This window comes from Buttiauxella izardii (assembly GCF_003601925.1).
Classification (GTDB): Bacteria; Pseudomonadota; Gammaproteobacteria; order Enterobacterales; family Enterobacteriaceae; genus Buttiauxella; species Buttiauxella izardii.
This window is the reverse complement of the sequence record NZ_QZWH01000052.1, coordinates 21,616-44,850: the sequence shown is the minus strand read 5'-3', so window position 1 is coordinate 44,850 and position 23,235 is coordinate 21,616. Positions and strand designations below refer to the sequence as shown.

Sequence of the window (23,235 nt, the reverse complement as noted above, 5' to 3'; positions counted from 1 at the left end):
CCCACCGAGTGACCTGGTTTGCATCGCCATTTTTGTAAAACTATTTTGGAAAGTCATGCTTGCGGGCAGGAAATTATGGCAGCGGAGCATAACAGCCTGGACTGTAGTGTCAATGGTTGACGATAACTGTAACGCATACAACTTAGGATGGCGGGGAATAAACAGCGCGATTATTAAGAGTTCTGAGCGTCGTGAAGCTGTCGTTAATTTCTACGCAACTCCATGCGCCTTGTTCAATCACAAAATGCCACAGCGAGGCAGGCGGCATGTTGAGCAGGGTCGCGATAAGCAAACTGAGTACACCCTGATGACTCACAATCAGAATATTCTCTGCTTTTGGCTGAATTAAGACAGATGAGGCGAACTCGCAAACACGCTGTGAGAAAAGCTGGAAACCTTCGCCGTTATTCGGCACCACGTTCTGCCAGTCGTTACACCAGGCCGCATAGTTTTCGGCATCTAAACGCTGTAAATCGCGATGATGGCGCATTTCCCAGTCACCAAAATTCATCTCGTTAAGACGCGGCTCGGTAATCACGGCAATTTCTTGTTGCTGGAGAATCAACTGAGTCGTGTGTTGCGCACGGCTCAGTTCGCTGCAAAGCACTTTTTCAAAGGCAACATGACTTAACATTTCGCCGACCGCTTCAGCCTGAGTGATGCCTTTCTCAGTGAGCGGAGTTTCAGAAATACCGCTGTATAAACCGTCCAAATTTGCCTGGGTTTGCCCATGGCGCACTAACCATAATTTCATCTCATCCTCCGCGGGCATCAGTGTATCATTGCGTTTCTTGTTTTGAGGTCAGTTTTATGGGGGCAATATGGCGTTCAGTAGTCAACACGGTGGCAATATTATAGAAGCGGCTGCCGCGATTGGGGTGGATGCAAGTTCCCTGACTGACTTTAGTGCGAATATCAATCCGTTAGGCATGCCTGATTCTTTAAAAATGGCGATCACTGAAAACCTGGCCCTGGCGGAGCGTTACCCCGACGTTGAATATCGCGCGCTGCATCAGGCTTTGGCTGACCATCATAAAGTTCCGACAGAATGGGTGCTGGCAGGAAATGGCGAAACGGAGCTGATTTTTAATCTGGTTCAGCAACTCGCCCCGCGCAAGGCATTATTATTGACGCCTGGATTTGCGGAATATCGTCGTGCATTAGCTCGCGTCGGCTGCGAGATAGTTGATTTCCCACTTTCTGAACAACAAGGCTGGCAGCCTGATGAATCATTACTTTCTGCTTTAACGCCCGATCTCGATTGCCTGTTTCTCTGCACACCGAATAATCCGACCGGACTTTTGCTTGATAACGTTTTACTTTTGGCTATAGCGCAGCGCTGCCAGGAAAACAATATTGCGCTGATCGTCGATGAAGCGTTCATGGATTTTCTGCCCGACGAGCCAGGTTTAATTCCCCAGCTTGCGAGTTTCCCCCAGCTTTATGTTTTGCGATCCCTCACCAAATTTTTTGCTATTGCCGGGCTGCGGCTGGGTTATCTGGTCAGTGCGGACACCACAACCGTTGGGCGTATTCGTCAACTCAGAGAACCCTGGACGATTAACGCTTTTGCGGCACTGGCTGGAGAGGTGATTCTTAACGATCGGGCTTATATAGACGCGAGCTATCGTTGGCTGCGTGCGGAACAACCCCGTTTATTTAACGGGCTGAACCTACTGCATGGGATTACCGTCTGGCCGCCACGGGCGAATTATATTTTCCTGCGTTGCGATGTTGACGGATTAGAACTGCAAAGGGCGCTGCTGGAAGAGCATATTTTGATTCGCCATTGCGCGAATTATCCGGGGCTGGATGCGCGTTATTATCGTGTGGCAATCAAAAGCGCTGCGGATAACGACAAGTTGCTGGAGGCGTTAAAAAGGGTTCTTAGCAATAAAGCTGGTTCTGGCGAATAAACTCAGCGACTGCCGGGGGAAGCAGATCATCGCAGGGCAAATGCTGCTCCAGGCGCTGGCGGATGAGCGTTGCAGAAATATCTACCATCGGTGTTTGCGCGAGGTAAATTTTCCCCGCTGGCTGGCTGTGAAGTTGTTCGACGGATGAAGTCTGGTGTTCATCAAGCCATTGTTGTTCAGCAGGCGTATTCATCGCCAAAGAATATCCCAGACGCTGGCAAACCAGTAAATGACATAACGTCAGCAGCGTTTCCCAACGGTGCCAGCGTTGCAGGCTGAGCAACGAATCCTGGCCGATAATAAAAGCCAGCGGTTGTTCAGCGCCAATTTCTTTGCGCAGTTGTTCGAGTGTTTCAACGGTGTAAGAGGGCGTTTCGCGCTGTAGCTCGCGGTCGTCGAGCCTGAATAAAGGATTTCCTTCGATGGCAAGTTCAACCATGGTTTTGCGCTGCTGGCTGTTTGCCAATGGTTGCGGGCGATGCGGCGGCACATTGTTTGGCATGATGGTCACTTGCCGCAAAGCGACCTGCTTTGCCAGCGCTTCAACCGGTTTTAAATGCCCGTAATGTATGGGATCGAATGTCCCGCCATACAGGGCAGATAAACGCGATTTGCTGTTAGCCATCAATAAAAATTTCCGGCATGGCTTTATGACACAGCAGCAGGGAAAGCCCTTCGAGTTCAGCCCACACCGATTGTCCGTAATCTTTTTTCAGCGTCATTTCGATTTGGCTAAGCAAACGCACAGCCTGGAAAAGCTGTTCTGTCGATAGACGATTCAGTGCTTCAGTGACCAGTGCGCGGCGGTTTTGCCATACGCGTTGCTGATCAAACAAAGTGCGCAGCGGAGTTTGCGCGGACTGGCGTTTAAGATTGACCAGTTGCAGCAATTCACGTTGAATCGTGCGCAGCAAAATCACCGGTTCACTGGCTTCCAGGCGCAGTTGTTGCAGGATATGCAACGCGCGCTTACTTTTGCCTGCCAGGATCGCATCGACCCAATGGAATGGCGTGAAATGCGCCGCGTCGTTAACTGCCTGCTCGACGCGCGGCAGTGTCAGCGTGCCATCCGGCCAAATCAATGACAGGCGTTCCAGCGCTTGTGATAACGCCAGCAAGTTGCCTTCATAGCAGTAGCAAAGCAGCTGGTTAGCCGCTTCATCCAGATTCAAATTCATTTGCTTCGCACGTTGGGCAACCCAACGTGGCAATTGAGCTTGTTCAGGCGTCTGACAGGTGACAATCACACTACGGTCAGCAAGTTTCCCCAGCCATGCGGCGTTTTCCTGCGCTTTGGTGAATTTATTACCACGCACCATCAGCAGGATATCGTCGTGCAACAGGGAAACCAGCATTTCAAGTTGCGTGTTGATCGCGGCGTTAGGGCCGTTTTCTGGCAACAGCAACAGTAGCGTCTGGCGGCTGGCAAACAGGCTTAACGCCTGGCAAATTGAGAACAGATCTTGCCAGTCGGTGCTGGCATCAATCTGAACGGTGTGATGTTCTTCAAAGCCCTGAGTGCTCGCCGTCTGGCGAATCGCATCCTGGCTTTCCTGAAGGAGTAGCGGGTCGTTTCCGAGCAGCAGATACGCCGCGCGCAGCCCTTCATTGAGCTGCGCGCGGAGTTGTTCAGGGTACAAACGAATCATTGGCTACCAGATGTGGCCGAAAGCGTCGTTGAGGTGCGAGTGCTGCTAGTTGCTGGCGTCGAAGTTTTATCGGTCACCGGTTTTTCGGCAGCTTCTGTTTCTGCAACATCAGCGGCTTGCACGCTCATCAGCTTACGGATCAGCTGTTGCGCCGCATTGGTGTACATCTCTTTGATAAGCAAGTCTTGCTCGGCATCTTTTGCCAGAGCCGTCAGCGGGTTATCAAAGAATGATTTATACACTTTGGCACTGATCGGGTAGATATCGTGGCCCGGAATCAGCACTTGTGCTGAAACTGTCATCACCATTTGATATTCCGCGGTACGCCCATCCTGGAAGATGGAAGCTGTATCCTGGCCAATCGAGCTGCCCAGCAAGCGTAGGGATGGAATATCTTTGCGAACACCCGTACCGGTATCATCCACAAGCGTGACGCCGTTAAGACGCAACTGAGAGCGAACTTCACGCGCCAACGGGCCGTTAGGATCACCCGAGTTCAGGATCATCGTTTTCAATGGTGCCGGAACCTGCGTGGTGCCACGCAGGTGAAAACCACACCCGGCGGTGACAAGCACCGCCAAAGTCACTAACAAGCTGATAAAGGGATGTCGCACGGTTCCTCCTGCGCTTAGCCCACAACCAAGTTGAGCAGTTTGCCCGGAACGTAAATCACTTTACGCACGGTCACACCCTCAAGATATTTCGCAACCAGATGTTCCTGACCTGCGCGTTCCTGCACTTGTTCCTGCGTTGCTTCTGCTGGAACAGTGATTTTGCCGCGAACTTTACCGTTAACTTGCACCACAACCAGCACAGAATCTTCGACCATCGCAGATTCATCAGCCTGTGGCCATGGCGCATTGTCGATATCGCCTTCACCGCCCAGTGACTGCCACATATCGAAGCAGACGTGCGGGGTGAACGGATAAAGCATGCGAACAACAGCCACCAGCGCTTCGTTCATCAATGCACGGTCTTGATCGCTTTCCTGCGGTGCTTTCGCCAGTTTGTTCATCAATTCCATGATGGCTGCGATAGCGGTGTTAAAGGTCTGACGGCGACCGATATCATCAGTCACTTTCGCGATAGTTTTATGAACATCACGACGTAATGCTTTTTGATCTTCGTTCAAAGCGGCGACATCAAGCGCAGGCGCTGCACCACGGCTGGTGTGCTCGTAAGCCAGTCTCCAGACACGTTTCAGGAAGCGGTTCGCCCCTTCAACACCAGATTCTTGCCATTCCAGCGTCATATCAGCAGGTGATGCAAACATCATGAACAGGCGAACGGTGTCCGCGCCATAGCGTTCAACCATCACTTGTGGGTCGATGCCGTTGTTTTTCGACTTCGACATTTTGCTCATGCCAGCATAGACCAGTTCATTGCCTTGTGCGTCGCAGGCTTTGATAATACGGCCTTTCTCGTCACGTTCTACGATCGCATCCGCCGGGGAAACCCAGTTACGCTCACCATTAACACCGGTGTAGTAGAAGGCGTCTGCCAGAACCATGCCCTGACACAGCAACTGTTTGGCAGGCTCGTTAGAGGTCACCATGCCCGCGTCGCGCATCAGTTTGTGGAAGAAGCGGAAATAAAGCAGGTGCATGATGGCGTGTTCGATACCACCAATGTAGATATCAACTGGCAGCCAGTAGTTTGCCGCTTTGGAATCCAGCATGCCTTTGTCGTACTGCGGGCTGGTGTAACGCGCGTAGTACCAGGAAGATTCCATGAAGGTATCGAATGTATCGGTTTCACGCAGCGCAGGTTTGCCATCAACCGTGGTTTTCGCCCACTCAGGATCGGCTTTAATTGGGCTGGTGATACCGTCCATTACGACATCTTCTGGCAGGATAACTGGCAGTTGATCTTCTGGGGTTGGCATTACGGTGCCGTCTTCCAGAGTCACCATTGGAATTGGTGCGCCCCAGTAACGCTGACGGGAAACACCCCAGTCGCGCAGACGGTAGTTAACTTTACGCTCGCCCACACCTTTGGCAGCCAGTTTGTCGGCAATGGCGTTGAAACCAGCCTGGAAGTCCAGACCGTCGAATTCGCCAGAGTTAAACAGTGTGCCTTTTTCGGTCATGGCGGATGCAGACAAGTCAGGCTCGCTGCCGTCAGCATTCAGAATTACCGGTTTGATCTGCAAGCCGTATTTGGTCGCAAATTCCCAGTCGCGCTGGTCGTGGCCTGGAACAGCCATCACTGCGCCGGTGCCGTATTCCATCAGCACGAAGTTTGCTACCCAAACTGGAACAGATTCGCCAGTCAGTGGGTGAATCGCGTTAACGCCAGTGGCAACGCCTTTCTTCTCCATGGTCGCCATTTCAGCTTCGGCAACTTTGGTGTTACGGCATTCGTCAACGAACTCAGCCAGTTCTGGGTTGTTCAGCGCCGCCTGTTGGGCGATTGGGTGACCGGCAGCCACTGCCAGGTAAGTCACACCCATAAAGGTGTCCGGGCGGGTGGTGTAAACGGTCAGCTTCTCGGCGCTGTTTTCAACGTCGAAAGTAATCTCAACGCCTTCAGAACGGCCAATCCAGTTACGCTGCATGGTTTTGACCTGATCAGGCCAATGATCCAACGTATCCAGATCGTTTAACAGTTCGTCAGCGTAAGCGGTGATTTTGATAAACCACTGAGGGATCTCTTTACGCTCAACTTTAGAGTCACAACGCCAGCAGCAACCGTCGATAACCTGTTCGTTTGCCAGAACAGTCTGGTCATTCGGACACCAGTTCACCGCGGAGGTTTTTTTGTAAACCAGGCCTTTGTTGTACAGCTGAGTAAAGAATTGCTGTTCCCAACGGTAATATTCCGGGGTACAGGTCGCCAGCTCGCGGCTCCAGTCATAACCAAAGCCCAGCGTTTTGAGCTGGTTCTTCATGTAATTGATGTTGTCGTAAGTCCACGGCGCAGGTGCGGTGTTATTTTTTACCGCCGCCCCTTCAGCTGGCAGACCAAACGCATCCCAGCCAATTGGCTGAAGCACGTTTTTGCCCAGCATACGCTGGTAACGCGCGATAACGTCACCGATGGTGTAGTTACGAACGTGGCCCATGTGTAGTCGGCCAGAAGGATAGGGGAGCATCGAGAGGCAGTAATACTTCTCTTTGCCTTCGTCTTCGGTAACTTCAAAAGTACGCTTCTCTTGCCAGTGAAGCTGAACGTTGGATTCTATCTCTTCCGGGCGATATTGCTCTTGCATGGCAGCCAGTGGTCCTGTGATGAAAGACAGCTACAGGTTGTAGCTTTAACTATTAATTTCAGATCGGCATAGCATAGCCGATAAGACAGCGGCAAAACAGCCTTTCAACAGCCTGTGTGGGCATTTCTCATTTGCAGTTATTTACCTTGCTTGTGGGCAAACTAACAAAGCGATGGCCGATTAAGGTCTACTATTAGAGTAGGTTACATGACACTGAACGCAGGAATCTCTTCAAGGAGGCAGGCAGACGATGAACAAGGTTGCTCAATTTTACCGTGAACTGGTGGCCTCACTCACCGAACGGTTACGTAACGGAGAGCGCGATATTGACGAACTGGTCGCCAGCGCGCGTAAACGCATGAACGAAACCGGGGAGCTGACCCGAACCGAAGTTGATGAAGTGACGCGTGCAGTACGCCGTGATTTAGAAGAATTTGCCCGAAGCTACAACGAAAGCCAGGATGAATTTACCGACAGCGTGTTTATGCGCGTCATTAAAGAAAGTCTCTGGCAGGAGCTGGCGGATATCACCGATAAAACGCAGCTCGAGTGGCGCGAAGTTTTCCAGGATTTGAATCATCACGGTGTTTATCACAGCGGTGAAGTTGTCGGGCTGGGGAACCTGGTGTGCGAGAACTGCCATTTCCACCTGGCGATTTATACTCCCGATGTTTTGCCCGTTTGTCCTAAATGCGGGCATAACCAGTTCAGCCGTCGGCCATTTGAACCCTGATTTTCTCGATGTGTAGAAACCAGGCAATCATCGACAAGCCGGTGATTGCCTGGGGATTAATGCCGTTAATGCAGGATTTTCGCCAGGAAATCTTTCGCACGTTCAGACTGTGGATTGTTAAAGAAATCCTCTTTATTCGAGTCTTCGACAATCTTCCCTTCATCCATAAAGATCACGCGGTTCGCCACTTTGCGGGCAAAGCCCATTTCGTGCGTCACTACCATCATCGTCATCCCTTCGTGCGCCAGCTCAACCATCACGTCCAGCACTTCGTTGATCATCTCAGGGTCAAGTGCGGAAGTCGGTTCGTCGAATAGCATCGCCACCGGATCCATACACAAGGCACGAGCAATCGCCACACGTTGCTGTTGGCCGCCGGAAAGCTGCGCCGGGAATTTATCCGCATGTGCGGTCAACCCAACGCGCTCGAGCAATTTCAGCCCTTTCTTGCGCGACTCTTCTTTGTTGCGTTTCAGCACTTTGACTTGAGCCAGCGTCAGGTTTTCAATAATCGACAGATGCGGGAAAAGCTCAAAGTGTTGGAACACCATGCCGACGTGCGAACGCAATTCAGCCAGATTGGTTTTCTTGTTGTTCACTTGTGTGCCGTTAACCACAATCTCGCCTTTCTGCACGGGTTCCAGGCCATTCACTGTTTTAATCAGCGTGGATTTACCGGAACCAGATGGCCCACAAACGACCACCACTTCGCCTTTTTTCACTTCCGTTGAGCAGTCGGTCAGCACCTGAAAGTGACCATACCATTTAGAAACATTTTTCAGGGAAATCATGACACTGTCCTTTTCTTCAAGTAGCTGACCAACAGCGAAGCACTCAAACTGATTGCGAAATAAACTGCACCGGCAAACAAGATCATTTCAACCTGGGTTCCGTCGCGCTCACCAATGGTTGAAGCGGTACGGAAGAAGTCGGCCAGGCTCAAAACGTACACCAGCGAAGTATCCTGGAATAACACGATGCCTTGCGTTAACAGCAGCGGCACCATGGCGCGGAACGCCTGCGGCAGGATAATCAATTTCATCGATTGCCAGTGCGTCATCCCCAGCGCCAGCGCAGCGTTGGACTGCCCACGTGACACGCTTTGAATACCCGCGCGGATAATCTCGGAATAGTAGGCGGCTTCAAACATCGAGAACGCCACCATCGCGGAAATTAAACGAATATCGGTTTGCGGGGAAAGCCCAAGAACTTTTTGCAAAAATCCAGGCACCACCAGGTAGAACCACAGCAGAACCATGACGAGTGGAATAGAGCGGAAAACGTTGACGTAAGCGCTGGCAAACCAGGCCACTGGCTTAATCGGCGACAGGCGCATCACCGCGAGCAACGTTCCCCAAACGATACCGAAGATAACCGCCGTCACCGTGATTTTCAGGGTGATAATCAGCCCCTGCATCAGATAAGGCATGGCGGGAAGGATGGACGTCCAGTCAAAATCGTACATGTTTATTTGCCTCCCATATTGCCAGGCAGGCGAACTTTGCGTTCCACCACATACATCACCAGCATAATTACGGCGTTAATCAGCACATACGCCAGCGTAATGGCGGTAAAGGATTCATAGGCGTGCGCGGAATAATCGAGCAATTTGCCCGCCTGCGCCGCCATATCGACCAGACCGATGGTTGAAGCGATGGCCGAGTTTTTCACCAGGTTCATCATTTCAGACGTCATTGGCGGAACGATTACGCGATAGGCATTCGGCAGCAGGACATAGCGATAGGCTTGCGGCAGCGTCAGGCCCATCGCCAGTGCGGCATTTTTCTGCCCACGCGGCAGTGATTGAATTGCCGCGCGAACCTGTTCGCATACGCGAGCGGCGGTAAACAAGCCAAGGCAAATCATCGACGACAGGAAGAATTGCACATTCGGGTCGAGTTCAGATTTAAACCACATGCCGAGGTCTTCGGGCAGCAATTCCGGCACCACTAAGTACCAGGTGAAGAACTGCACGATAAGCGGCACGTTACGGAATAATTCCACATACAGCGTGCCCATCCCCGACAGCCATTTATTCGGGACAGTACGTAAGATGCCGAATAAAGATCCGACGAGGAAAGCGATGATCCATGCGCAGATGGACAGGGCGACGGTGACCTGGAAGCCATTCCAGATCCAGCCCAAATAGGTGGTGTTGCCGAACGGGGCGGGCTGTAGAAATATTCCCCAGTTCCAGTCTATAGACATAACGTACTCCGAGAAAAAATTGAGGGTAGCGAGCTACGCTACCCTCGAAGATTGATGAGAAGCTTGTACCCGTATTTCAGGTCGTTGCCTGTAATTTATTGGGTACTTTCACGCCGGATGGGGAACGGCCATCCGACGCATAGTCTGTCCGAGCTTCAGTTCGTCAATCGGGAGGGCTGGGTCATCCCGGCCCCTGGTTCTAGTTAGTTAAGTGCTTTATCGTTTGGTGTTTTGAACAAGGCTTTCATGTCGTCAGACAGAGCAAAGTTCATGTTGATGTTTTTCGGTGGGATTGGGTTCATAAACCATTTATCAAACCATTTGGCGGCTTCGCCTGAGGTTTGTGCCTGAGCGATGGTGTCATCCATCAGCTTTTTGAAATCAGCGTCGTCTTTACGCAGCATACAACCGTACGCTTCGTGTGATTGCGGAGTACCTACGATTTCCCAGTTGTCCTGTTTCTTCGCTTTAGCACGTTCACCCGCGAGCAATGCGTCATCCATCATAAAGGCAACGGCGCGACCGCTTTCCAGGGTACGGAACGAGTCACCGTGGTCTTTGGCGCTGATAATACGCATATCCATTTTCTTCTCTTCGTTCAGCTTGTTCAGCAGAACTTCAGAAGTGGTCCCGGAAGTTACGACCACCGCTTTGCCTTTCAGGTCAGCGAAGTCTTTGATTGCGCCGCCTTTCTTAACCAGCAGACGCGTACCAACCACGAAAATTGTGTCAGAGAACGAAGCTTGTTTCTGGCGCTCGAGGTTGTTGGTGGTGGAACCACACTCAAAATCGAAAGTGCCGTTTTGCAGCAATGGAATACGGTTCTGGGAAGTAATCGGAATCAACTTAACGTGCAGGTCAGGCTTGTTGAGCTTTTTCTTCACGGCTTCAACGATGGCGTTGGAGTAATCCTGTGAATAGCCGACCACTTTCTGTTGGTTATCGTAATAAGAGAAAGGAACGGAAGATTCACGGTGACCGACAACGATGACACCATTAGCGGCAATTTTATCAAGGGTACTTTGCTGAGCGGCAGGTTTCGCATCTTCAGCGTGTGCGACACCGGCGCCGATTCCCATAACCAACAAAGCCGAGGCTAGTTTACGTAATTGCATTACCCACTCCTTTTCTTAATGCCACAGGGCATTGGTACCTGATGTATTTTTTACCTGTCATCCTTCGAGCCGCAGGGGTGTTGGCTACTCTCGTTCACCCCAGTCACTTACTTTAGTAAGCTCCTGGGGATTCACTCTTTTGCCGCCTGGCTGCAACTCGAATGCTAACAGGTATAATTTGTTGTTGTGTGTTACTAAAACAGGGTGAAACTTATTCTTTTGTTAACATCTAACCTAGCTGAATGTAAAGATTTTGCTACTCAGATGTTTGTTTTTGCGAAGCGTGCCGCACCGTTTAAAGGCAAAAATATTACGTTGCACTACATTGGTGCTCGTAATGTCATCATTTGGTGCAACTCAATGCTTCCTGCTATCCATAGGGCGCATAGTCAGCATTTTGTAGGCTTCTGATGAGTAATTATTTGCAAAGGTTGTGCCAGAAATAAAAAAGGCCAGCAATCGCTGACCTTTTTAGGATGATGAGGATTTAAGATTTACGGCGGGTACGCAGCGCCAGCAGAACAGAGGCGAAACCAAATATCAGTGTCGCGCCCCACAGCGGCCAGTCGCCGAAGCGGGCATACGGTGTGATACCGCGCGTTGGCGTCACCTTCGCTTCCAGCACTTCACGCGTAAATTGCGGGATCATCGCATCGATGTCGCCATTTGCATTAATCACGGCGGTGATGCCGTTATTCGTGCTGCGCAGAAGCGGGCGACCCAGTTCCAGCGAACGCATCCGCGCCATCTGGAAATGCTGCCACGGGCCAATTGACTTACCGAACCACGCATCGTTGGAAATCGTCAGCAGGAAATCGGTATCCGGGCGGAAGTTATCACGCACCTGTTCGCCAAGAATAATTTCATAGCAAATCGCAGGCGTGAGCTTGATTCCGTTGGACGAAAGCTGCGGCTGTAAATACGGGCCACGGCTGAATGACGACATCGGTAAATCAAAGAACGGAGCCAGCGGGCGCAGGATGGATTCCAGCGGCACAAACTCACCGAACGGCACCAGGTGATTCTTGTTGTAACGATCGGCGCTGTTGTAGCTGTACTGATTGCCTTCGCCCAGCGTGATAATGGTGTTGTAAGTATCGTAGCGATTCTGTTTATTCAAACGCGCATCAACAATACCGGTAATCAACGAGCTGTGCTTCGAGCGCAGCAGATCGTCCATCATCGTCAGGAATTGCTGTTGGTTGATTTCCAGATCGGGGATCGCAGATTCCGGCCAGATAATCAGCTGGGATTTCCCCATCTGTGGCTGAGTTTTATCGAGATAAATTTTCAGCGTATTCAGCAACTGGTTTTCATCCCATTTCAGGGATTGCGGAATATCACCCTGAACCATCGCCACATCAACGGTGCGCTCGGGTTGCGGCTGATACCACTGAATAGAACGCAGCGGCCATGGCAGAACCAATAATGCTGCGGCAATCACGGCCGGACGCCAGTTGCGTTCGTGCAACGCAAACACCAGCAGGCCACTGATAATCATTAGCAGGAAGGTCACGCTTTCTACGCCAAGAATCGGCGCGATGCCTTTCAGCGGGCCATCAATCTGGCTATAACCAAACTGTAGCCACGGGAAGCCGGTTAATACCCAGCCGCGCAGGAACTCGGTGAGTTGCCATAGCATCGGAGCGGCAATCGCTACGCGCCACCACGTCGTTTTCGGGCAAAGTTTGCTGAGGAACCCACCAAACAAACCGGTATACAACGATAAATAAGCCGCTAACAGAACCACCAGGAAGATGTTAACTGGGCCTGGCATCCCGCCAAATTGCGCGATACTGACATATACCCAGTTAATGCCTGAGCCAAATAGCCCCAGCCCCCAGAAGAAACCAATCCACGCGCTCTGAATGGCGCGGCGATTAAGTGTCAGCCCCTGAAGCCCTGCTAAAGAAACAATGGCAGCGGGCCAGAAATCGTAAGGGGAAAAAGCCAGCGTTCCGCAGGCACCAAAAAGCAGCGCCAGCAGCAGACGCACACGCTGGCGTTGAAGGAGTAGGGCTATAGCCATCTTTGAATTAATCTTCCAGTTTCGGTTGTGGCGAGTCGTCCGGAATTCTGACATGAACCTGAATCACACGGCGGCTATCTGCCATCGCGACTTTGAACTGATAACCATCAATTTCAATGGTTTCGCCACGAGCAGGTAAGTGGCCAAAGGCCTGCATTACGAGTCCACCAATGGTGTCCACTTCGTCATCGTTGAAATGGGTCGCAAAGGTGTCGTTGAAATCTTCGATGGAGGCCAGAGCACGAACCGTCCACGTGTGGCGGCTCAACTGGCGGAAATCGCCATCTTCTTCGTCGTCGTATTCATCTTCAATTTCCCCAACAATCAGTTCGAGAATATCTTCGATGGTGACAAGCCCGGAGACGCCGCCAAACTCATCAATCACTATCGCCATGTGGTAGCGCTGCTGACGAAACTCTTTGAGCATCCGGTCAACACGCTTACTTTCCGGCACAACAACGGCCTGACGTAACACTTTTTCCATGCTAAATGGCTCAGTATCGCTGCGCATAAACGGCAGCAGATCTTTAGCCATCAGAATCCCTTCGATATGATCTTTGTCTTCACTGATCACCGGGAAGCGGGAGTGTGCGGATTCGATGATCACATCGAGGCACTCGTCCAGCGTCTGGTTGTGTTTGAGCGTTACCATTTGCGAGCGAGGGATCATGATGTCGCGGACGCGTTGGTCAGCGATATCCATGACGCCTTCAAGCATGTCGCGGGTATCTTGATCGATCAGATCGTTTTGCTCAGAATCACGGATGAGTGTCAGCAGATCGTCACGGTTTTTAGGTTCACCGTGGAATAGCTGGTTTAGAATCAGGGAAAAGAATCCCTTCTTACTGGCAGGTGTGTCACTGTTTTGGGAGTTGTCGTCGCTCATGGCGTTAGGTTTTATTACCTCATGTTCGTTACTGATAAACAGGCAGTTTTGTGGTGCGCTGCCTGTCTGTATTTGCTGCGTAGAGTAAAACCGTACGCAGACTATTCTTTCTCGGCAATGTACGGATCAGCATACCCAAGAGCAAGCATTATCTCTGTTTCCAGGGATTCCATCTCTTCGGCTTCTTCATCTTCAATATGGTCATAGCCAAGCAGATGCAAACTGCCGTGAATGACCATATGGGCCCAATGCGCATCTAATGGTTTTTGCTGCTCTTTGGCTTCTAGCTCCACTACCTGACGGCAAATAATCAGGTCGCCTAACAGCGGCAGTTCGATGCCCGGAGGCGCTTCAAACGGGAACGAGAGCACATTGGTGGATTTATCTTTCCCACGATAAGTGAGGTTCAAATCATGGCTTTCAGCGTCGTCTACCAGGCGAATGGTGACTTCTGATTCTTCCTGGAATTGTGGAATAACCGCATCAAGCCATGTCTGAAATTGCACTTCTGTAGGCAGGCCGCTTGCTTCTTCACATGCGACCTGTAAATCCAGTATTACCTGACTCATTTACTCTCCTGGGCGGCGGCGTTAATCGCCATCGCTTCTCGCTTGCGTTCTGCCGCGAGTTCATCTTTACGAACCTGCTCAGCGTTTTCCCACGCTTCATAGGCATTCACAATACGTGCCACAACCGGATGGCGTACCACGTCTTCACTATTCAGGAAGTTAAAGCTGATTTCATCGACTTCAGCCAGCACTTCAATGGCGTGGCGCAGGCCGGATTTCAGGTTTTTTGGCAAATCGATTTGGGTGACATCGCCGGTAATCACCGCTTTGGAGTTGAAGCCAATACGGGTCAGGAACATCTTCATCTGTTCTATGGTGGTGTTCTGGCTTTCATCCAGAATGATAAACGCATCGTTCAGCGTACGGCCACGCATATACGCCAGCGGGGCGACTTCGATTACGTTGCGCTCTATTAGCTTTTCAACGCGCTCAAAACCGAGCATTTCAAACAGGGCGTCATACAGCGGGCGCAAATAAGGATCGACTTTCTGGCTTAAATCACCCGGCAAGAAGCCCAGTTTTTCGCCAGCTTCAACCGCCGGTCGGGTCAGTAAAATACGGCGAATATCCTGGCGTTCCAGCGCATCAACTGCCGCCGCTACCGCCAGATAAGTTTTACCCGTACCCGCAGGGCCAACACCAAAGGTGATGTCGTGATCCAGAATGTTGGCGATGTATTGCGCCTGGTTCGGGGTACGCGGCTTGATCACGCCACGTTTAGTCTTGATATTCACCGCTTTGCCGTATTCAGGCACGCTCTCAGCAGACTGTTCCAGCACGCGGATTTCTTTAATCGCGAGGTGGATATGCTCTGGAGTGATGTCCTGAATCTCACCACGCAGCGGCGCGGTATCGACATATAAATCGCGCAGAATATCTGCGGCGGCGTTGACCAGAATTGGACGACCCGTCAGCTTGAAGCGATAGTCGCGGCGGTTGATCTCGATACCCAGCCGACGCTCAAGCTGCTTGATGTTGTCATCAAATGGGCCACACAGGCTTAGCAGACGCGCATTGTCTGCGGGTTCTAGCGTAATTTCACGTGTCTCGATATTCAAACTTATCCTCGGGGTCGCACAGGGCCAGTAGAATGTATTGCTGCATAATTGCAGGCCATAAAAAGATTATTTACGGCGTGGGCAGATGGCGCAAGCCTGGTTTTTGATATTTGGGTGGATGCTTCCGAATGCAAGTGCAACAAATGAAAATGCCAGCGGGTTCACGGCGTTAGCGAACCCGCTGGCATTGAGTGGAATTATGGCTGATAAATCCCGACGCCGATTTCGTTCTCTTTGCGAGTGCGGGCAATCACTGACTCAGGCGATTGCGCGATACGCAGCCCCATTTCGTCTTCGGTGCGAACCACTCTCCCGCGCAGGGAGTTGTTGGTCGCCACTTCGGTGATTTCGACATCAACAAATTTACCGACCATATCCGGGGTGCCCGCAAAGTTGACGCCACGGTTGTGTTCGGAACGTCCGGTCAATTCCATAATGTTTCGGCGTGATGTCCCTTCGACAAGGACACGCTGAGTGGTGCCAACCATCTTACGGCTATATTCCATGGCCTGTTGGTTGATACGCTCTTGCAGAATATAGAGGCGCTGCAATTTCTCTTTTTCTGGCACGTCATCAACCATATCGGCGGCTGGTGTACCCGGGCGCGAAGAAAAGACGAAGCTATAACTCACGTCAAAATTCACATCGCCAATGACTTTCATGGTTTGCTCGAAATCCTGCTGGGTTTCGCCAGGGAAACCCACAATGAAATCAGAACTAATTTGAATGTCAGGACGCACGGCGCGCAGTTTACGAATAATCGATTTGTATTCCAGCGCGGTATGGGTACGGCCCATCAAATTCAGGACGCGGTCAGAACCGCATTGAATCGGCAGATGCAGGAAACTCACCAGTTCTGGCGTATCGCGGTAAACTTCGATGATATCGTCAGTAAATTCAATCGGATGGCTGGTGGTGAAGCGAATGCGGTCAATGCCGTCAATTGCCGCAACCAGGCGCAGAAGTTCCGAGAAAGAACAAATCTCACCGTCGAAAGCCGGCCCGCGATAAGCGTTCACGTTCTGGCCGAGCAAATTCACTTCACGCACGCCTTGTGCGGCAAGCTGCGCAATTTCGAACAAAACATCGTCACACGGACGGCTAATTTCTTCACCGCGTGTGTAAGGGACTACGCAGTAAGTACAATATTTGTTGCAGCCTTCCATAATAGAAACGAAAGCGGTCGGGCCTTCAGCTTTTGGCTCTGGCAGACGGTCAAACTTTTCGATTTCCGGGAAGCTGACATCAACAATGGGGCTGCGGTTGCCACTCACTTTGTTGATCATTTCCGGCAGGCGGTGCAGTGTCTGCGGCCCAAAAACGATATCAACATAATGGGCACGGCTGCGAATTAGTTTGCCTTCCTGGGAAGCCACACAGCCGCCAACACCAATGATAATATTGGGATTCTTACGCTTTAATAGTTTCCAGCGGCCAAGCAGATGGAAGACTTTTTCCTGGGCTTTTTCGCGGATGGAACAAGTATTAAGCAGCAATACATCCGCTTCTTTTGGGTTATCTGTCAGCGTATAGCCATGGGTGCTATTCAGCAGATCGGCCATCTTCGATGAATCGTATTCGTTCATCTGACAGCCCCAGGTTTTGATATGGAGTTTTTTTGTCATCGACTTGCCATTGCTCAGTTAAAGCCAGGAATTCAGGCGGCGTATTGTAATGCTTTGGCCTTGATGTGACCAGCCTACGAAACTTGGGTAAAAATCCGGTAGAATCAGCATAGACAATTTAAGGACAAAATCATCATGTTGAACCAGTCAATTGATGTTGCGGTGGTCGGCGGCGGTATGGTCGGTGCGGCTGCGGCGCTCGGTCTTGCACAAAATGGTTTCAAGGTGGCGGTGATTGAGCATCAGGCACCCGCTGCTTTTGATGCCACAAGCCAGCCCGATGTGCGCATTTCGGCTATTAGTAGCGCTTCGGTCGGTTTGTTGAAATCACTCGGCGTCTGGGATGCAATTCGCTCAATGCGTAGCCATGCGTATCGCCAGCTCGAAACCTGGGAGTGGGAAAGCGCACACGTCAGCTTTAATGCGCAGGAATTGGGTCTGCCAGAGCTTGGCTATATGGTTGAAAACCACGTGCTGCAACTTGCGTTGTGGCAGGCACTTGAAGCGCATTCCAACGTCACTTTGATTTGTCCGGCGCAACTCACAGGTATGCATAAAGAAGCAGGGCATTGGACGCTACAGTTTGCCGAACGGCAGACGTTAACAGCGCCGATGGTGATTGGTGCAGACGGTGCAAACTCTCAGGTTCGCCATTGGGCGGGAATCGGGATTCATGCCTGGGAATATCGCCAGTCTTGCATGTTGATTACCGTGAAGTGTGAACAAAAGCCGGGTGACAGCACCTGGCAGCATTTTACGCCAAACGGCCCGCACGCATTTTTACCGCTGTTTGATAACTGGGCGTCGCTGGTGTGGTACGACTCACCGGCACGTATTCGCCAGTTGCAGAATATGACGATGCCGCAACTGCAAAAAGCGATTGAAGCGAGCTTCCCGGCACGCTTAGGAAAAGTGATGCCGGTCGCCAGCGGCGCATTTCCTCTGACACGACGCCACGCGTTGCAATATACCCAGCAAGGTCTGGCATTAATTGGTGATGCTGCACATACCATTCACCCATTAGCGGGGCAGGGCGTAAACCTCGGATATCGGGATGTAGACGCATTGCTGGATGTGATGCTTAACGCGCGCAGTTATGGTGAAAACTGGGCAGATGCGCGAGTGTTGAAGCGCTACCAGACGCGCAGGCAGGCGGATAACTTCCTGATGCAAAGCGGTATGGATCTTTTTTACGCCGGTTTTAGCAATAGTTTAGGGCCGCTGCGGGTGATTCGTAACTTAGGATTAATGGCAGCCGAACGCGGTGGTGTACTCAAACGCCAGGCGTTGAAGTATGCATTAGGATTATGAATTGCGGAGAAGGGCGGGAAACCGCTCTTTTTTATTTGAACATTTCTAAACGCAGAAAAGCAAAAAGCTCGCCTGAGCGAGCTTTTCATTTTGGCTGGGGTACGAGGATTCGAACCTCGGAATGCTGGTATCAGAAACCAGAGCCTTACCGCTTGGCGATACCCCAAAAATATGGTGGCTACTACGGGAATCGAACCTGTGACCCCATCATTATGAGTGATGTGCTCTAACCAGCTGAGCTAAGTAGCCAAATTTTAAAACTATTTCTTCGACTGAATGCTTTTTCGAATGGCTGGGGTACCTGGATTCGAACCAGGGAATGCCGGTATCAAAAACCGGTGCCTTACCGCTTGGCGATACCCCAACTAAGGGCGCACAAAACTAACGTGCTATTTCGAAAACTGCTATGTCAAAAAAATTGGCTGGGGTACCTGGATTCGAACCAGGGAATGCCGGTATCAAAAACCGGTGCCTTACCGCTTGGCGATACCCCATCCGTGCAACGCGTTAAATGGTGCGGGAGGCGAGACTTGAACTCGCACACCTTGCGGCGCCAGAACCTAAATCTGGTGCGTCTACCAATTTCGCCACTCCCGCGCTAAAAAAAGAATTAATGGTGGCTACTACGGGAATCGAACCTGTGACCCCATCATTATGAGTGATGTGCTCTAACCAGCTGAGCTAAGTAGCCTTCTTTTTTCTGCGTAACCTTATCGGCGTTGCGGGGCGCATTATGCGTAGTTGGCCTTCTAGCGTCAACAATTTTTTCCCGAAAATTGGCGTAAATTGTCTGTTTGATTAGCTTACGAACAGCTTGATGCAATATTCGTCAAAAATCGGTTATTTCGTGGTTTTATGTGAGGGAAAAGCCCGGATAAGCGATAAGGAATCTTGCAGAAACAAAAACGGGCCCGTAGGCCCGTGTCATTAATTTTGTTCGCTTATTTGTAAGCTGACTGGTGAACACCCACCGCACGACCTGATGGATCATTCATTGTTTTGAACGCTTCATCCCATTCAATAGCCTTAGCAGAAGAACAGGCCACTGATGGACCGCCAGGAACGCAATGTGCAGCGCTTGGCAGCGGGAATAACTCTTCAAAGATTTCACGATACAAATACGCTTCTTTAGAGCCTGGCGTGTTGTATGGGAAACGGTAGCTTGCGGTTTCCAGTTGTTGATCGGTGACCTGAGCCGCAGCGACTTCTTTCAGAGTATCAATCCAGCTATAACCTACTCCGTCAGAGAATTGCTCTTTCTGACGCCATGCCACGCTGGCTGGCAAATAAGATTCAAAACATTCACGCAGGATATGTTTTTCCATTTTGCCGTTGCCGCACATTTTGTCTTTCGGGTTAATGCGCATCGCAACATCGAGGAATTTCTTGTCCAGGAACGGTACGCGAGCTTCCACACCCCAGGCTGACATCGCTTTGTTGGCACGCGCGCAGTCAAACATATGCAGCGCTTGCAGCTTACGAACAGTTTCTTCATGCAGTTCTTTATCGTTCGGCGCTTTATGGAAGTACAGGTAGCCGCCAAATACTTCATCAGAACCTTCACCGGACAGCACCATCTTGATGCCCATGGCTTTGATTTTACGGGACATCAAATACATTGGGGTAGAAGCGCGAATGGTGGTCACATCGTAAGTTTCAATGTGATAGATAACATCGCGGATCGCATCGAGGCCTTCTTGCACCGTGAAATGAATTTCGTGGTGCACAGTACCTAAATGATTTGCCACTTCTTGCGCGGCTTTCAGGTCAGGCGAACCGACCAGGCCCACAGCAAATGAGTGCAACTGCGGCCACCAGGCTTCAGAACGCTCTTCATCTTCTACGCGGCGCGCGGCAAATTTCTTGGTGATAGCCGAAATAACCGATGAATCCAGGCCGCCAGAGAGCAATACGCCATACGGCACGTCAGACATCAGGTGGCTTTTCACCGCGTCTTCCAGCGCCTGACGCAATTCGTTTTTGTCAGTGACGTTGTCTTTCACCGCATCGTATTCGAACCAGTCACGCTGGTAGTAACTGCGGATTTCACCGTCTTTGCTCCACAGGTAGCTGCCAGCCGGGAACTCTTTGATAGTGCGGCAAACGGGAACCAGCGCTTTCATTTCAGAAGCCACATACATGTTGCCGTGTTCGTCATGGCCCATATACAACGGGATGATGCCGATATGGTCGCGGCCAATCAGGTAAGCGTCCTGCACTTCGTCATACAGAACGAAAGCAAACATGCCTTGCAGGTCATCCAGGAACTCTGGGCCTTTTTCCTGATACAGCGCCAGGATCACTTCGCAGTCAGAACCGGTCTGGAATTCGTAACGATCACCATATTCAGCGCGCAGCGCCTGGTGGTTGTAGATTTCACCGTTAACGGCCAGAGCGTGAGTTTTGGCTTTGTTGTAAAGCGGCTGAGCGCCCGCATTTACGTCAACAATAGAGAGACGTTCGTGAGAAAGGATGGCTTTTTCATGTGCATAAACACCGGACCAATCTGGGCCACGGTGGCGCATCAGGCGAGATAACTCGAGCGCTTTCTTACGCAGTTCGACCGCATCGGTCTTAATATCCAGAACACCAAAAATTGAACACATAGAACTCTCTCCGTAATGCTTCTTTGAGCCATTAAATTGTATTGTTGCGTTGCATGAATATGAAAATGCTCAATCATTGACGGGAATGCAAGTCCTTTAGACTTTAAGGGGTAAATAGTTCAATGGTGATTGTTGATTACTGAAAAATGATGATGAAATGAGCGCAATTATTAGCGGATCTGCAATTTTTGGTGAAATCGCCAGGCTGGCATTCAGAGAAGGGGAAAAAGATTGTTGAATCGGCAAAACGCCCGGCGAAAACCGGGCGAATCATTAATTAGATAATATCGACTTCGGCAACAGACGGGTAAATCCACGAAGGGCGGAACGGCATGGCATCAATGTCGTTCAGCGTGGAAACGCCGGACAGCACCAGAATGGTTTCTAAACCCGCCTGGAAGCCTGCAAGAATATCGGTGCGCAGGTTATCGCCGACAATCACCGTGTGCTCGGAATGCGCCTGCATTTTATTGAGCGCCGCACGGATAATCCACGGGCTTGGCTTGCCAACGCAGAAGGGTTTGCGACCAGAAATTTTCTCGATACCCGCGCAGAGCGCACCACACGCCGGATAATAGCCACGGCCATGGGTATCAGGGTTGGTCGCAATAAAACGTGCACCGTTCGCCACAAAATAAGCGGCTTTGTGCATCATTTCCCAGTTATAGGAACGCGTCTCACCAACAATAACAAAGTCAGGGTTAATATCTGTGATGGTAAAGCCTGCTTTATACAGCTCATGAATCAATGCGCCTTCACCGACGACGTAGGCTTTTTTCCCTTCCTGGCGACGCAGGAAATCGGCAGTTGCCATTGCGGAGGTATAAAACACGCTATCAGGAACATCGATACCGGCGGAAGCAAAACGGTTAGCCAGGTCTTGCCCTGTTTGCGATGGATAGTTGGTCAGCAGTACCAACGGCATCCCTTTATCCATGATGCGGGCTAAGAATTCATTCGCACCAGGTACGGCGACGTTGTCGTGCATCAGCACGCCGTCAATATCACAAATTACATTCTGAATGGTCATTAACTACTCTTGCTCACATTTCAGGAAGGCGTAACTATAGCGTAAAAAGGCTGCTGGCTGGATTAACTTTCCAGCAAACGTTGAAGCAGAACACCATTTAGCATCGAGCGTTTAACCAGTGCGAACGCGCCAATGGCTGAACGGTCATCCAATTTTGAACGCACCACAGGCAAGTTCTTGCGAAACGCTTTCAATACCTGCGTATTAATGCAGCCTTCAATGGCAGGCAACAGCACTTTTTCGGCTTCAATGATTTCACCGGCAATCACCACTTTTTGCGGGTTAAACAGGTTAATCGCAATGGCGATGGCTTTGCCCAGGTGACGGCCCACATGCTCAATGACTTCACAGGCCAGCGCATCGCCTTTGTTAGCGGCTTTGCAAATCGCGGTAATATCGCAATCTTCAAGCGTCAGGCGGCTGTTGTAGCCCTGCTCGAGCAAGTGGCGCACACGGTGTTCAATCGCGGCATTGGCTGCAATAGTTTCCAGGCAGCCAAAGTTCCCGCAGTGGCAACGCTCGCCTAAAGGGTCGACCTGAATATGGCCAATCTCGCCGACGTTACCGTTACGACCAATAAAAATGCGCCCGTTGGACAAGATTCCCGCGCCCGTACCACGGTGAACACGCACCAAAATGGAGTCATCGCAGTCGTGAGTTGCACCAAAGTAGTGCTCAGCAAGCGCCAGGCTGCGGATATCATGGCCGACGTAACAGGTGACTTTGAACTGTTTTTCAAGGCTATCGACTAACGACCAGTTGTTGACCTCGATATGCGGCATATAGCGAATCACGCCGCTATCAGGATCCACCAGGCCCGGCAGAATCACGGAGATAGCAATCAGTTCACGCATTTTGCGCTGGTACAGTTCGATAAACTGGGAAATGGCATTCAGCAACGCGTGTTCGAGCGTTTCCTGAGTGCGTTCCGGCAGAGCGTAATGCTCTTCGGCAAGTGGTTTTGCGCTGAGATCGAACAGGGTGATGGTGGCGTCATGGCGTCCAAGACGCACGCCAATAGCGTTGAAATTGCGGGTTTCAGTGATAATTGAGATAGCGCGGCGGCCCCCGGTGGAAGCCTGCTGATCCACTTCTTTGATCAGTCCGCGCTCAATTAACTGACGAGTAATTTTCGTGACGCTGGCCGGTGCTAGCTGGCTCTGCTCGGCAATTTGAATGCGAGAGATTGGCCCATGTTGGTCAATCAGGCGATATACCGCCGCGCTATTCAGCTGTTTTACCAGATCGACATTACCAATTTGAGCCTGTCCGCCAGTCGTCATGCCTTA

General features: G+C 51.0%; 20 protein-coding genes and 6 tRNA genes. 3 read left to right on the top strand and 23 right to left on the bottom strand.

Annotation, left to right across the window (positions count from 1 at the left end; genetic code table 11):
* Nucleotides 1-142: 142 nt before the first annotated feature.
* Nucleotides 143-754, bottom strand: a complete 612-nt coding sequence (locus D6029_RS19310; protein WP_120066330.1) for an adenosylcobalamin/alpha-ribazole phosphatase — start codon at nucleotides 752-754, stop codon at nucleotides 143-145.
* A gap of 67 nt (nucleotides 755-821) precedes the next feature.
* Between D6029_RS19310 and cobD the strand changes: the two genes are divergently transcribed.
* Complete coding sequence (gene cobD / locus D6029_RS19305; protein ID WP_120066329.1) at nucleotides 822-1,916, top strand: threonine-phosphate decarboxylase CobD; 1,095 nt, start codon at nucleotides 822-824, stop codon at nucleotides 1,914-1,916.
* Here cobD and nadD read toward each other — a convergent pair.
* The 4 genes from nadD to leuS are packed head-to-tail and all read right to left on the bottom strand — an operon-like array spanning nucleotide 1,888 to nucleotide 6,776.
* Complete coding sequence (gene nadD / locus D6029_RS19300) at nucleotides 1,888-2,541, bottom strand: nicotinate-nucleotide adenylyltransferase (RefSeq protein ID WP_120066328.1); 654 nt, start codon at nucleotides 2,539-2,541, stop codon at nucleotides 1,888-1,890. The two genes, cobD and nadD, sit on opposite strands and share 29 nt — an antisense overlap.
* Nucleotides 2,534-3,565 (bottom strand): DNA polymerase III subunit delta, encoded by a 1,032-nt coding sequence (gene holA / locus D6029_RS19295; RefSeq protein ID WP_120066327.1) that lies wholly within the window; start codon nucleotides 3,563-3,565, stop codon nucleotides 2,534-2,536. The genes nadD and holA overlap by 8 nt, the downstream gene beginning before the upstream one ends.
* The gene (lptE, locus tag D6029_RS19290; protein ID WP_120066326.1) at nucleotides 3,562-4,179 is read right to left on the bottom strand and encodes an LPS assembly lipoprotein LptE; all 618 of its coding nucleotides are present in this window, start codon (nucleotides 4,177-4,179) and stop codon (nucleotides 3,562-3,564) included. The genes holA and lptE overlap by 4 nt, the downstream gene beginning before the upstream one ends.
* A 14-nt stretch (nucleotides 4,180-4,193) precedes the next feature.
* Nucleotides 4,194-6,776: a leucine--tRNA ligase gene (gene leuS / locus D6029_RS19285; protein ID WP_120066325.1), complete on the bottom strand. Its 2,583-nt coding sequence runs from the start codon at nucleotides 6,774-6,776 to the stop codon at nucleotides 4,194-4,196.
* A 250-nt stretch (nucleotides 6,777-7,026) separates the two neighbouring features.
* Between leuS and D6029_RS19280 the strand changes: the two genes are divergently transcribed.
* On the top strand, nucleotides 7,027-7,509 hold the full coding sequence (locus tag D6029_RS19280; RefSeq protein WP_120066324.1) for a zinc ribbon-containing protein: 483 nt from the start codon (nucleotides 7,027-7,029) through the stop codon (nucleotides 7,507-7,509).
* Between the two features lie 65 nt (nucleotides 7,510-7,574).
* Here the strand turns inward: D6029_RS19280 and D6029_RS19275 are convergent, their stop codons facing one another.
* The 9 genes from D6029_RS19275 to miaB all read right to left on the bottom strand — a co-directional run bounded on the left by D6029_RS19275 (nucleotide 7,575) and on the right by miaB (nucleotide 16,999).
* Entirely contained in the window at nucleotides 7,575-8,300 is a 726-nt protein-coding gene (locus D6029_RS19275; protein ID WP_064517051.1) for an amino acid ABC transporter ATP-binding protein, read from the bottom strand.
* Nucleotides 8,297-8,974, bottom strand: coding sequence for a glutamate/aspartate ABC transporter permease GltK (gene gltK / locus D6029_RS19270; RefSeq protein ID WP_120066323.1), 678 nt, complete (start codon nucleotides 8,972-8,974; stop codon nucleotides 8,297-8,299). The genes D6029_RS19275 and gltK overlap by 4 nt, the downstream gene beginning before the upstream one ends.
* 2 nt (nucleotides 8,975-8,976) lie before the next feature.
* Nucleotides 8,977-9,717, bottom strand: coding sequence for an amino acid ABC transporter permease (locus D6029_RS19265; protein ID WP_120066322.1), 741 nt, complete (start codon nucleotides 9,715-9,717; stop codon nucleotides 8,977-8,979).
* Between the two features lie 203 nt (nucleotides 9,718-9,920).
* Nucleotides 9,921-10,832, bottom strand: coding sequence for an amino acid ABC transporter substrate-binding protein (locus D6029_RS19260; protein WP_120066321.1), 912 nt, complete (start codon nucleotides 10,830-10,832; stop codon nucleotides 9,921-9,923).
* Nucleotides 10,833-11,319: 487 nt separating this feature from the next.
* Nucleotides 11,320-12,861, bottom strand: coding sequence for an apolipoprotein N-acyltransferase (gene lnt / locus D6029_RS19255; RefSeq protein ID WP_120066320.1), 1,542 nt, complete (start codon nucleotides 12,859-12,861; stop codon nucleotides 11,320-11,322).
* Between the two features lie 7 nt (nucleotides 12,862-12,868).
* The gene (corC, locus tag D6029_RS19250) at nucleotides 12,869-13,747 is read right to left on the bottom strand and encodes a CNNM family magnesium/cobalt transport protein CorC (protein ID WP_034494022.1); all 879 of its coding nucleotides are present in this window, start codon (nucleotides 13,745-13,747) and stop codon (nucleotides 12,869-12,871) included.
* 101 nt (nucleotides 13,748-13,848) lie between these two features.
* Nucleotides 13,849-14,316, bottom strand: coding sequence for an rRNA maturation RNase YbeY (ybeY, locus tag D6029_RS19245; protein ID WP_120066319.1), 468 nt, complete (start codon nucleotides 14,314-14,316; stop codon nucleotides 13,849-13,851).
* Nucleotides 14,313-15,374, bottom strand: coding sequence for a PhoH family protein (locus D6029_RS19240; protein ID WP_120066318.1), 1,062 nt, complete (start codon nucleotides 15,372-15,374; stop codon nucleotides 14,313-14,315). Before D6029_RS19240 ends, ybeY begins: the two co-directional genes overlap by 4 nt.
* 197 nt (nucleotides 15,375-15,571) lie before the next feature.
* A complete protein-coding gene (gene miaB, locus D6029_RS19235) occupies nucleotides 15,572-16,999 on the bottom strand; it encodes a tRNA (N6-isopentenyl adenosine(37)-C2)-methylthiotransferase MiaB (protein WP_120066317.1) in 1,428 nt (475 codons plus the stop codon).
* A gap of 135 nt (nucleotides 17,000-17,134) precedes the next feature.
* Here miaB and ubiF point away from each other — a divergent pair, with 135 nt between their 5' ends.
* On the top strand, nucleotides 17,135-18,310 hold the full coding sequence (gene ubiF, locus D6029_RS19230) for a 3-demethoxyubiquinol 3-hydroxylase (RefSeq protein ID WP_120066316.1): 1,176 nt from the start codon (nucleotides 17,135-17,137) through the stop codon (nucleotides 18,308-18,310).
* A 91-nt stretch (nucleotides 18,311-18,401) separates the two neighbouring features.
* Here the strand turns inward: ubiF and D6029_RS19225 are convergent.
* From D6029_RS19225 to nagC, 9 genes are all read right to left on the bottom strand, one after another.
* A tRNA-Gln gene (locus D6029_RS19225) sits at nucleotides 18,402-18,476 on the bottom strand.
* A gap of 6 nt (nucleotides 18,477-18,482) precedes the next feature.
* A tRNA-Met gene (locus D6029_RS19220) sits at nucleotides 18,483-18,559 on the bottom strand.
* A gap of 40 nt (nucleotides 18,560-18,599) precedes the next feature.
* A tRNA-Gln gene (locus D6029_RS19215) sits at nucleotides 18,600-18,674 on the bottom strand.
* A 55-nt stretch (nucleotides 18,675-18,729) separates the two neighbouring features.
* Nucleotides 18,730-18,804, bottom strand: a tRNA-Gln gene (locus D6029_RS19210).
* Between the two features lie 18 nt (nucleotides 18,805-18,822).
* A tRNA-Leu gene (locus tag D6029_RS19205) sits at nucleotides 18,823-18,907 on the bottom strand.
* Between the two features lie 17 nt (nucleotides 18,908-18,924).
* Nucleotides 18,925-19,001 (bottom strand) — tRNA-Met (locus D6029_RS19200).
* Nucleotides 19,002-19,251: 250 nt separating this feature from the next.
* A complete protein-coding gene (gene asnB / locus D6029_RS19195; protein ID WP_120066315.1) occupies nucleotides 19,252-20,916 on the bottom strand; it encodes an asparagine synthase B in 1,665 nt (554 codons plus the stop codon).
* Between the two features lie 277 nt (nucleotides 20,917-21,193).
* Nucleotides 21,194-21,946, bottom strand: a complete 753-nt coding sequence (locus D6029_RS19190) for an HAD-IIA family hydrolase (protein ID WP_120066314.1) — start codon at nucleotides 21,944-21,946, stop codon at nucleotides 21,194-21,196.
* 62 nt (nucleotides 21,947-22,008) lie between these two features.
* On the bottom strand, nucleotides 22,009-23,229 hold the full coding sequence (gene nagC, locus D6029_RS19185) for a DNA-binding transcriptional regulator NagC (protein WP_120066313.1): 1,221 nt from the start codon (nucleotides 23,227-23,229) through the stop codon (nucleotides 22,009-22,011).
* Between the last annotated feature and the right edge of the window lie 6 nt (nucleotides 23,230-23,235).